Annotated in this window: 5 protein-coding genes and 1 pseudogene; all 6 read left to right on the top strand. The window is 54.1% G+C overall.

Features of this window, described 5'->3' with window-relative positions:
* Positions 1-119 precede the first annotated feature (119 nt).
* The 6 genes and pseudogenes from CA13_RS04015 to CA13_RS03990 all read left to right on the top strand — a co-directional run bounded on the left by CA13_RS04015 (position 120) and on the right by CA13_RS03990 (position 3,427).
* The gene (locus CA13_RS04015) at positions 120-584 is read left to right on the top strand and encodes a hypothetical protein (RefSeq protein ID WP_146394703.1); all 465 of its coding nucleotides are present in this window, start codon (positions 120-122) and stop codon (positions 582-584) included.
* Positions 574-1,269 (top strand): hypothetical protein, encoded by a 696-nt coding sequence (locus CA13_RS04010; RefSeq protein WP_146394702.1) that lies wholly within the window; start codon positions 574-576, stop codon positions 1,267-1,269. The genes CA13_RS04015 and CA13_RS04010 overlap by 11 nt, the downstream gene beginning before the upstream one ends.
* Positions 1,270-1,309: 40 nt before the next feature.
* Complete coding sequence (locus CA13_RS04005; protein ID WP_146394701.1) at positions 1,310-1,930, top strand: hypothetical protein; 621 nt, start codon at positions 1,310-1,312, stop codon at positions 1,928-1,930.
* Between the two features lie 131 nt (positions 1,931-2,061).
* Positions 2,062-2,502, top strand: coding sequence for a hypothetical protein (locus CA13_RS04000; protein WP_146394700.1), 441 nt, complete (start codon positions 2,062-2,064; stop codon positions 2,500-2,502).
* Between the two features lie 206 nt (positions 2,503-2,708).
* Positions 2,709-2,912 (top strand): annotated as a pseudogene (locus tag CA13_RS03995) (transposase zinc-binding domain-containing protein); the annotation flags it as partial.
* Positions 2,913-3,187: 275 nt separating this feature from the next.
* Positions 3,188-3,427 (top strand): hypothetical protein, encoded by a 240-nt coding sequence (locus CA13_RS03990; protein ID WP_146394698.1) that lies wholly within the window; start codon positions 3,188-3,190, stop codon positions 3,425-3,427.
* Positions 3,428-3,979 lie beyond the last annotated feature (552 nt).

The raw sequence follows: 3,979 nt of genomic DNA, 5'->3' as shown, positions 1-3,979 counted from the left end.
AACGGAGGACGGGTGGTCCGTTTTCTCGTCTGCTTGCAAGTCTTTCGCCCGTCCCCGCTGATCACTGCCGTTATCCGATTGAGCGTAACCGAGTTCATGAAGCCATTTGGTAAGTAAAAGTGAAACGATTTCGCATCTCCTTGGCCTCGCTCTTGCTGTTTGTGCCGATTGTCGCACTTTCTATTGCGTTACATCGATCTCGATCCGAAATAGCACGTCTTAGATCGCAACTCGATACGGTTTTCCCAAGTCCTGAGCTGGACATCGCGATTCAGGTTGAGCGGGCAACCGCAAACGCTGGCATCCCTGTTGATACTACCATGATTCAATACAACCCGGTTGGTGCGACATATATGGTGGGGTTTACATATATTGACCCCAAGGACGGAAGCCCCGGTTCGGGCACGATTAAACTTCGCCACGAGCGAGATGGGCGATACGTTGGGTTCATCCGGAGCAAACCCTTTTTGAAATCGCAAGCAGATGACAACGGCGAATTTGGCTTGGTCGTGACTGTTGTCGACGGAACGTTGGGCTTCACGCCACGGCCTAATGCACCAGAACTGAAACAAAATGGCGGATAACCAAACGATTCAACCGAGCGGCGAAATCGGGCGTTTTAGAATTGTTGATCTGCCGTCGCCGCCGGCTGATCGTTGCCGTTCGTCGGATCGAGAATTGAAACACGCGGCTAATCCGTATCGTTCACCGCCCGAAGAACACGAAGTTGCGTCTGACCAAAGCCGGAATCTTCTTTCACGCGTCTGGCCGCTCTTCTTTTTCTTGAATCTCGCCGTTCCCTCGCTACTCACGTTTGCTTCACCTCTAGCCCACGATCCCGGCAACGTCGGCATTGGATTCGCCGCGTGCGTTCTGTTGATAGCGACGTGGTTGGTTTGCAACACGGACTCTGCACACGCGGAACGCATGATTGTGGGATCAGTAATCGTCGCGTTCACGCAATTTTATCCGTTGCTTCAATTCGCCGCGCACGATCTAGGCGTTTCGGTTGCGGCTGGAATGGGCGTCGCGAATGCAGGAACAGCTTTGACGTTTGACACAATCTCGTCGGAGCTTGGCGGATTTGTGTTTGTGATTGTTACCGGCACCGCAATATTCGGTGCGGCTTATCTAGCGGGTTGGCTCATGACGCCTGTGTTACAATACATACTTCCCGACGACAACAGAGAACCGACGAACCATGGGTTGCACACGAAGGACTCGACAGCGCGTTTAGGCAATGGTTGCTCAACCGCTCGTCCTCGGTGAACCCGGCCGTTCGCCGACTGAAATATCCGACCTTCGACACATGATGCGTATTCTACTGATCTTGCTGCTGCTCATCGTTTCCCTGCCTTGTGCGTTAGCCCAAGACGCGAATCCGTTCGGCGCTACCGATGATAAGGCCAATACCAAGGCGGAATGGACTGCAACGCATCCTGATGGCGACGCTCCACACGAACGAATGCTGTCGCTTGCACATACCGACGCACTGCCAAGCTTCGATCGAGTCGAACTCTACGCTGTATCCCTTCCCAAACGCGATCCATTCAGCGACGAGAAGCCGGAACCTAAGCCCGGTGGCAAAACGTTTCCCGTGCGTCCATACGGTGCTCAGGCCACCATCCACGCTCACGTCTCGCTAACCGGCGCTGACTGCAACGAACTGCGGACGGCTTGGCAGTCGCTGGCCTTTGATCGTCTGGGCGGTGCATTCTGTCATTACCCGGCATACGGGTTTCGGTTGTATCGCAGTGACTTGCTGCTATTTGAGACAACGGTTTGCTGGCAATGCCAGAATTTTTATGTCCCTCGATTCGACGCAGATAAGAAACGCTACACTCACGGGTGGTACGGCTTTGCCAACGACGCCAAGGCGAAAGCACTGCTCAAGCTGTTCAGATCGCATCTGCCCCACCCAAAGCTGTAGATGCGGCGAACCATCCGATGCACCGAAGGACCGGTGGATCGTTTTCACGAATGGATGCTCAACTCCCGGTCCTCGGTGATCGGTAGCGTTATCGGATTTGGCGTCCCTGTGCGGACCTCTGAGCATCGACGATGGAAGCGCCCATTGCCACCGCATACTGCGGCCGGAAACACAAGGTGATGACGCTAGCACTTGCGGTCGTGTCGATCGCACTTCTTGGCACCATGGCTGCGACCGAAGGTCTTGCCGACTTGCGATCTGTTCTCGCGGCTGCGACTCTCGGGATGATTCTGGGCTGCCCCATCGTAGTGATGTTCCTCGAATTCTGGTTCGTCCGTGTGGACGTATCCCGCGATTGCATCTCTTGCCAATCACCGTGGCGTCGAGATCGCGTCATCCCAATGGCCGACGTCACCGGCATCGATTTTGCGGTGTGGGCACAATGGTATCGCGTTCACACTAACTCGCATGGGACGATTCGTTTGCATGGCTATCTACTGGGGCTGTACGATGTTTTGGATGCGCTTGAGTCGGCGGGCCACTCATTCCCGCGGGTTCGACATGTTCGATGACGACCACACGGGATCCGATAACCATGGGTTGAACCGGAGGTCGCCATCAGCCCGTTTCAAATGGTGACCACATTAGGCGACCCCGGTTAACCCGACCGTTGAACTGGCCCTCCGGGCGAAAGGTTAGCGAGTCAAGCTTTTGCGATGAGGTTAAATGTTGGCAGCGATGCTAACGGATGGTGACGCCAACGCGTAAAGCAATCGTCATGTCGATCACACTTCAAACGCTGTTTCGAGACCACTTTTTGAGCTTCCACGCGAAGTACCGATGCTCAAGCGATATGCTTCGTGCCGCCTGGAATGTGCAGGCCTGCAGAACCGAAGCCCTGGGGGGCTGTGTCAACAGTTGCCCCGAGGGCCACTACCACAACGTCGCGTACCATTCCTGCCGGCATCGATCGTGTCCTCAGGCGAGGAAAAGGGGAAGGGGGTCGTTTCGCTTAATTACCCCCTTTTCCTTTTTTTGACGCTTAATTACCCCCTTCCCCTTTTTTTGACTTGCCCGAAAAGGCGCGTACAGATGCACTTCACATCGCCATGGTTGCCCATCATCGGATACAATATTTACTGACGTGGAACTGTCGGCACATCGCCAACGCCAGGATATTGCCTCGAATTCACGCCGTCTTCAACGACCTTTCAATTCCAATTCCGGTGATTTGCACGCCGGAAGAGATGGTGGGTAATGATCCAGAAACCGACAACGACTGATCCAATACTCGACGAAATTCATCAAACACGTCGCGAAATCTCGGAACGCTTCGGTGGTGATCTCCGTGCGATTCTGGACGACGCTCGCAAACGTCAGGCTGCATCTGGGCGTCCGATTTGGTCACCCGGAGCGGCGAACCCTGCGGTGCAACCGAGCGGCGAAGTCAAGCGTTTTGAAGTGGATGATCAACCGTCGCCACCGGCTGATCGCTAGCGTTGTCCGACACAAGTTGATTGACATCGAATCCGTTTCCCACACATGAGCGAATCGAAATACGTCGCGACGAAAAGTACAAGTTGCGCTCTCGGTAACGTGATCTTTGTGGGATTCCTCTGTGCTGGGATTGGCGTCTTTGGCAAACTGGCTCAGTGATTGCGTTTTACATGATAATCTTTCTCGCTGCGTTTTGTATCTGCCTCTGCATTCGACCGAGCGGCTTGCTGCTCGACCGAATCTGTCGATACTGCCGCGAGGATTTGTCGCAGGCATGCGATGACGACGCAGCGGTTCGCGATATTGATCCCACAACGGAACGAATGAAATCAACACTCGATTCCATGCGACGAAGAGAGGCAATCTGTGCTGCACGCTACGATCAGCGACGTTGCTCGTCAGATGTTCTCATTCGTGCAAAATCACTCCGAATTCAAGCTGAGATCGAGTTGTTGCGACAAGAGGCAATGCCAAAGTCTTGGGCTGAAGCTTGCCAAAACGCTCATGCGCGAAGATGATAAACCGATTGTTACTGGATCCCACTGCAACATG

Origin of the sequence: Novipirellula herctigrandis, from assembly GCA_007859835.1 — a bacterium.
Classification (GTDB): domain Bacteria; phylum Planctomycetota; class Planctomycetia; order Pirellulales; family Pirellulaceae; genus Novipirellula_A; species Novipirellula_A herctigrandis.
The sequence above is the reverse complement of the archived record's forward strand: the minus strand, read 5'-3'. Positions and strand labels throughout refer to the sequence as shown.